This is a genomic window from Kitasatospora sp. NPDC059648 (genome assembly GCF_042734825.1).
Classification (GTDB): Bacteria; Actinomycetota; Actinomycetes; order Streptomycetales; family Streptomycetaceae; genus Kitasatospora.
Window position 1 is genome coordinate 1 of sequence record NZ_JBHWDU010000177.1, and the last position, 5,331, is coordinate 5,331.

Consider the following 5,331-nt stretch of genomic DNA (forward strand, 5'->3'; position numbering starts at 1 on the left):
AATACTCCTCGTTGTGGGGGGGGGTTTGTTGGTGGCCGCCCCCCGGGGGCGCGGGCTGCCCGCCGCGCGCCGGGGCGGGGGGGGGGGGGGGGGGGGGGGGCTGCGGGGGCCCGGGCGCCCCCCCCACGGCACGATCAGTCATCTCAGGGAAGCGGCCAGGAGTGCTCCGGGCTGTCCAGCCACCCCCAGTGCCCGTCCCGGCTCACGGTGAGACCGAACCTGTCAGGGGAGGGGGAGCCGTTCTCTGTCCACCACTCGTAGGCGTCCTCGATCTCGTCCCACAGTCGGCGCTCGCCGTACTGCCGAACGGTGAACCGGTCGTGATCACCGCCGTCGTGGTCCACCGCCGCCCAGGACGCCCGGTCGGTCGAGGCGATCCACAACCGGTCCGCGACGCCCTCGGCGGGGTCGTCCTGCCACGCGTGCCAGATGTCGCCGATCCGGTGGCCGATGGCGAACGCGGCGTCTCCGCGCACCACCGCGCGCCGGGGCAGCACCGTCTCCGACACGATCGACTCGTGCTCCGTGCCCTTCACCACGTCGCGCATCAGCTGTACGTCGTCGCGCTGGGTGCGGGCGAGCATGAACGCCCCGTGCGGACGGTACCGGCCCACCGCCGTGCCGTCGTCGCCGACCGTGAGCCGCAGCATGCCCCAGCAGATCCACGGGTTGTCCCACGGCGTGAGGATGACCCCGCCGGGCTTGGTCTGGCCGATCCACTGCGGCGGGACGCGCCGCACGGAACAGGTGGACACGATGCGGTCGTACGGCGCGGCGGGGCCGTAGCCGAGCAGGCCGTCCGCGCACACGACGACGGGGGCGTACCCGGCGGCGTTGAGGTTCTTCCGGCCGCGCACGGCCAGGTCGGCGTCCAGTTCGACCGTCACCACCCTGTCGGCACCGAGCCGGTGGCACAGGAGGGCCGCGGTGTACCCGTTGGCGGTTCCGATCTCCAGGACCGTCATGCCGTCGCTCAGGTCGAGCATGCCCAGCATGTCGAACACCACCGAGGGGGCGGAGAGCGAGGACGACGGCCACACCTCGCTCAGGTCATCGGGCTCGGTGCCGTCGTTGATCTGGGTGATGACGGGGACGTTGTCGTAGGCGGCGGTGAACCAGGTGTCGGGGTCGTTGCCAAGGCTGACGGAACGGTACGCACCGTCCTGTTCGAGCCACACCCGTTCGGGGAGGAAGTGGTGGCGAGGGTGGGCCACGGCCGCCTGTCGCCACTCGGGGGCCACGTCATGGCCGAGATCTCCGGTGACGGCCTGGAGCAGGCCGCACATGGCGGCCTGCTCGGGCCTGTTCTGGTGGTCCGTCATCAGCGGTGCTTGCCGCCCTTGTCGGGCCCCGAGCCGTCCGGGCTGGGCTTCGGGCCGATCACGGGGCCCCCGGGCTTGGCGTGGCTGCCGCCCTTGCCGTCGTTCGGGCCGCCCTTGTTCTGGTCTCCCACGGGGTCCTCCTACTGGGTCGCGGTGCGGTTGGTGGTCGGGATCGGCCCGGGGTTCGGTGGCCCGGGGGTGGGCGGCTTCTCGGGAGTGGTCATGATGCTCCTCTCGTGTCCAACGGCAGGTCGCTTCATGGCGGACTCCTTCCGCTTGATGGAGGAAGTTCGTCGATGTGCGTCGAGTACAGCCCAACTTCGTTTCACCGAAAAGGCATTACGGGTGGTCCCGGGGTTGTCCCGCCCTCGCGGACGGTAGGCTCGCGCCTACCGTCGATGATGGGATTGGCCCGTGGACGACCCGATCCGGCACCCCCTCGCTCACGCCCGCGAACTGCGCGGCTGGTCCCAGGGCGACCTCGTTTCCTTCCTCGACCGGGCCGCTCGCGGCCACGGGCTGCGGTCCGGAGCGGACAAGGCCGCGGTGAGCCGGTGGGAAAACGGGCGCAAGACGCCGAACACCGACTCCCAGCTCCTGATCGCCGAGGTCTTCGGCGTTCCCGTGTCGGAGATGGAGACATACGGCTGGCCGTACTGGCTGCCCGGGCGCGACGAACCGCTGCCGCTGGGGGCCGTCCGCACCGTCCAAGCACTTCACGATGCACAGAGAGCCTCCATGGACCGTCGAAGCTTCATGACCTTCAGTGCCATCTCGCTGGCCGGCCTCGCCGCGCACTGGGCCGTGATCGAGCCCGAGCGCCTGGCGTCCGCGACGGGCGGCAAGCAGGTGGATGCCGAACTCGTGGACTGGCTGGAGGACACTAGTCAGCAGCTGACGGCTCTGCCCACCGAACAGCGGCAACACACCATCCGGTTGATGGATGCCCACCTGGCCACCGTCACCGACCTGATCGAGGACGGCCGCTACAGCGAGGGCACCGGCCGTCGCCTGCACCTGCTGGCGGCCTCACTCGCCACCACCTGTGGCTGGTACCGCTTCGACCAGGGTCGGCACTGGGCAGCCGGCAAGCTCTGGGAGGCCGCGCTGCAGTCCGCCCATGCCGTCGACGACCGCGACCACGGCGCTGGAGTGCTGTCGGACTTCGCCTACCAGGCGAACTGGCTCGGTGAGCCAAAGGTCTCCGTCGACCAGCTCGGATACGCGCTCTCCGGGACCGCACACCCCACCGCCCGATCGCTGCTGTTCCTGCGACGGGCGAGGGCACATGCCGCCCTCGGCGAGCGGACGGCCTGCTACCGCGACCTGTCCGAGGCCGAATCCGCCCTGGCGATCGAGGCCGTCGACCTGGCACCCGGCTGGTGCGCGTGGATGGGACCGGCCGACCTCGCGGTGGACTCCGGCCAGTGCCTCCTGGACCTCGGCCGGACCGAGGAGGCCCACACCCGGATCACCGAGGGCCTGGCCCTGCTGCCCCGGGTCAGGGACAAGACACGCGGAGTCTTCCTGACCTACCAGGCCAGGGGCCACCTCCAGTCGAAGAACGTCGAGCAGGCACTCGCGGTCACCAGCGAGTCGCTCGACCTGGCCACCCGCATCGGCGCCCCGCGGTGCATCACCCTGGTGCGCGGCCTCGCGCCGGCCTTCAAGCCCTACCGAAACGTCGACGGCGTTCCCGAGCTGCTGGAGCGACTGAGGGTCTGTTGAGCGCCACCGACACTGCGGCCGAGCCGAGTTGGAGAACTCGGCTCGGCGGCGTGCGCGGCTTGGTCAGACGGGTATCCGCCGGGTCGGGTCGGGGTCCTGGCGTTCGGGGTCGGTGCGCTCGTCGTCGGGCCTGGGCATCCGGAGGGCCTTGATGACGCCGAGGGCGACGGTGGCGAACGCGAGAATCAGGAGGACGGCGAAGGCCGCGCCGACCAGGAAGGCGGCGGTGCCGGCTCTCACCCGTGCTCATCTCCTTCGAGGTCGCGGAGGAGGTGAAGGAGGTTGAGCAGCGTACTCACGGGCGCGTGGCCGAAGTCGACCAGGATCCGGCCGTCGAGGGCCGTCTCGCCGGGGGCGGCGGAGCCCCAGAGGAGCCCGTACGGGAGACCGATCCGGTGCAACTCACCGAGAAGGGTGGTGATCTGCGGCGCGGTGTAGTCGTGCAACCCCGGGTCGGTGGGCGCGATGAGGAAGCGGTGGCGGCTCACGCGGGGAAGTCCAGCTCGTACCAGACCGTCTTGCCACGCTTCTGGGGGTCGACGCCCCAGCGGTGGGTGAGCCCTTCGACGAGCTGGAGGCCCCGGCCCGATTCGGCGAGGTGGCCGGGGGTGCACGGCGCGGGGAGGGCGTCGCTCTCGTCCGCGACGCAGACGCGGAGGGTGCGGGTGAGGGAGAAGTAGACGACGGGGGCGGGGGTCTGGCCGTGCCCCCAGGCGTTGGCGATCAGCTCACAGAGGGCGAGTTCGGCGTTGAAGATGACCTCCGGGTCCCAGCCGGTCCGGGTCAGGATGTCGCGGAGGGCCTGCTTGGAGAGGGCGAGCGAGGGCGTGTTACGGGTGCACGTGGAGTCCTCCATGAAGCGGTGGTGGGGAGAGGAGAACCGGCGGATACGTCGCCGTGAGCCAGGCCGGGACGCGGCTGCTCTGCGGTGCGCGGGCGGCAGGCGCCTACCGCCCGGAAAGACAGGAGTTACTGACGGTCTGTCGGATCGATGTGCAGCGACCGTATCGCAGAACCATGAGAAATTTTCCTTGGATCTGGAATGTTCCCTCTAACGTGGCAGCGACAGCCCCGAAATGGACCGCCGTTCCGGCAGCGCGGCACACTGGGGGCACCCACGTCCTGGAAGGAACCATGGCTCGCACGAACCCAACACTCCGCCAGCGGCGGCTCGGTGCAGAGCTGCGAAGGATGCGCGAGCAGGCCGGCTTCGGCGGCAGCCAACTCGGTCGCGCCGTCGGGATGAACCCGGCCCAGGTGACACAGATGGAATCGGGAAAGATCGGCATCAGCGTCGAGCGGCTCCGCACGATCGCCGCAACGTGCATGTGCGTCAATCAACCCCTGATCGACGCACTCGCCGACATCATCACGGACCGAGGCAAGAGCACCTGGTGGGAGGAGTACAGGGACACGCTGGACGCCGACTTCCTGGAGGTGGCTGAGCTTGAGAGTGGCGCACGGAAACTGACGACGTACACGACTTCCTTCATCCCCGGTCTGCTCCAGACCGGTGCCTACGCAACCGCCCTATTCGCCCAGACCTACCCGCCACTTCCGCACCATGAGATCGACCTCAGAACGGCGTTTCGCATGCAACGGCAGCGAGTGGTCCGCTCGGGGGTGGCGCCCTACACGGCGTTCATCCACCAGGCAGCCCTGCACATGCAGTTCGGCGGACCGAGGGTACTCACGGAACAGCTCAAGGCACTCGCCATAGACTCGGAACATCCGAGTATCTCCGTTCGGGTGGTGCCGTTCAGCGCGGGCGTCGTCCCAAGCCCCAGCGAGAATTTCACCTATGCGGAGGGGCCGATCCCGGAACTGGACACCGCGCAGATGGACACTGGCCACGGCATCCATCTCTTCGATGCCCCAGCCCACCTCGCAAGGTTCCGCGCCCTCATCACGCAGATGGACTCGACGGCCCTCCCCGAGGAGGATTCACGGGAGTTGATCCGATCGGTCATGAAAGAGATGGAACACCAAGATGGCTAGCTCCGAATGGCAGAAGTCCAGCTACTCCGGTGCAAACGACAACTGCGTCGAAGTCCGTGGGACCAGCGTGCTAGTTGAGATCCGCGAGTCCGACGACGGCGAGGTCATAGTCCGCACCACCCCGGGCAAGTTCACCGCGTTCCTTCAAGGTGCCAAGGCAGGCGAGTTCGACCACCACGCCATCTGACCCGGCGGCGGGCCCCGCCCCCCGGCGCGGCGGCCCGCCCACCCCCCAACAGCCGCCCCAGAACCGAATGTAGAGGGGGGGGTTGGGGAACCGCGG

Annotated in this window: 8 protein-coding genes; 3 read left to right on the top strand and 5 right to left on the bottom strand. The window is 69.3% G+C overall.

Annotated features, from left to right (window positions below):
- Nucleotides 1-143 precede the first annotated feature (143 nt).
- Complete coding sequence (locus ACFV1W_RS39890) at nucleotides 144-1,322, bottom strand: methyltransferase (protein WP_380422402.1); 1,179 nt, start codon at nucleotides 1,320-1,322, stop codon at nucleotides 144-146.
- The gene (locus ACFV1W_RS39895) at nucleotides 1,322-1,453 is read right to left on the bottom strand and encodes a hypothetical protein (protein WP_360418816.1); all 132 of its coding nucleotides are present in this window, start codon (nucleotides 1,451-1,453) and stop codon (nucleotides 1,322-1,324) included. The genes ACFV1W_RS39890 and ACFV1W_RS39895 overlap by 1 nt, the downstream gene beginning before the upstream one ends.
- Nucleotides 1,454-1,736: 283 nt before the next feature.
- Between ACFV1W_RS39895 and ACFV1W_RS39900 the strand changes: the two genes are divergently transcribed.
- Nucleotides 1,737-3,050: a helix-turn-helix transcriptional regulator gene (locus ACFV1W_RS39900; RefSeq protein ID WP_380422404.1), complete on the top strand. Its 1,314-nt coding sequence runs from the start codon at nucleotides 1,737-1,739 to the stop codon at nucleotides 3,048-3,050.
- A gap of 63 nt (nucleotides 3,051-3,113) precedes the next feature.
- On the opposite strand, the gene ACFV1W_RS39905 is transcribed toward ACFV1W_RS39900, so the two are convergent.
- From ACFV1W_RS39905 to ACFV1W_RS39915, 3 genes are read right to left on the bottom strand one after another with little or no spacing between them, the layout of a single operon-like run.
- Nucleotides 3,114-3,290 (bottom strand): hypothetical protein, encoded by a 177-nt coding sequence (locus ACFV1W_RS39905; RefSeq protein WP_380422406.1) that lies wholly within the window; start codon nucleotides 3,288-3,290, stop codon nucleotides 3,114-3,116.
- The gene (locus tag ACFV1W_RS39910) at nucleotides 3,287-3,538 is read right to left on the bottom strand and encodes a hypothetical protein (RefSeq protein ID WP_380422408.1); all 252 of its coding nucleotides are present in this window, start codon (nucleotides 3,536-3,538) and stop codon (nucleotides 3,287-3,289) included. The genes ACFV1W_RS39905 and ACFV1W_RS39910 overlap by 4 nt, the downstream gene beginning before the upstream one ends.
- Nucleotides 3,535-3,906 (bottom strand): ATP-binding protein, encoded by a 372-nt coding sequence (locus tag ACFV1W_RS39915; RefSeq protein WP_380422410.1) that lies wholly within the window; start codon nucleotides 3,904-3,906, stop codon nucleotides 3,535-3,537. The genes ACFV1W_RS39910 and ACFV1W_RS39915 overlap by 4 nt, the downstream gene beginning before the upstream one ends.
- A 278-nt stretch (nucleotides 3,907-4,184) precedes the next feature.
- On the opposite strand from ACFV1W_RS39915, the gene ACFV1W_RS39920 reads away from it, so the two are divergent.
- Nucleotides 4,185-5,048 carry a helix-turn-helix domain-containing protein gene (locus tag ACFV1W_RS39920; protein ID WP_380422411.1) on the top strand — a complete coding sequence of 288 codons (864 nt, stop codon included), beginning with the start codon at nucleotides 4,185-4,187 and terminating at the stop codon, nucleotides 5,046-5,048.
- On the top strand, nucleotides 5,041-5,235 hold the full coding sequence (locus ACFV1W_RS39925; protein ID WP_380422413.1) for a DUF397 domain-containing protein: 195 nt from the start codon (nucleotides 5,041-5,043) through the stop codon (nucleotides 5,233-5,235). The genes ACFV1W_RS39920 and ACFV1W_RS39925 overlap by 8 nt, the downstream gene beginning before the upstream one ends.
- Nucleotides 5,236-5,331 lie beyond the last annotated feature (96 nt).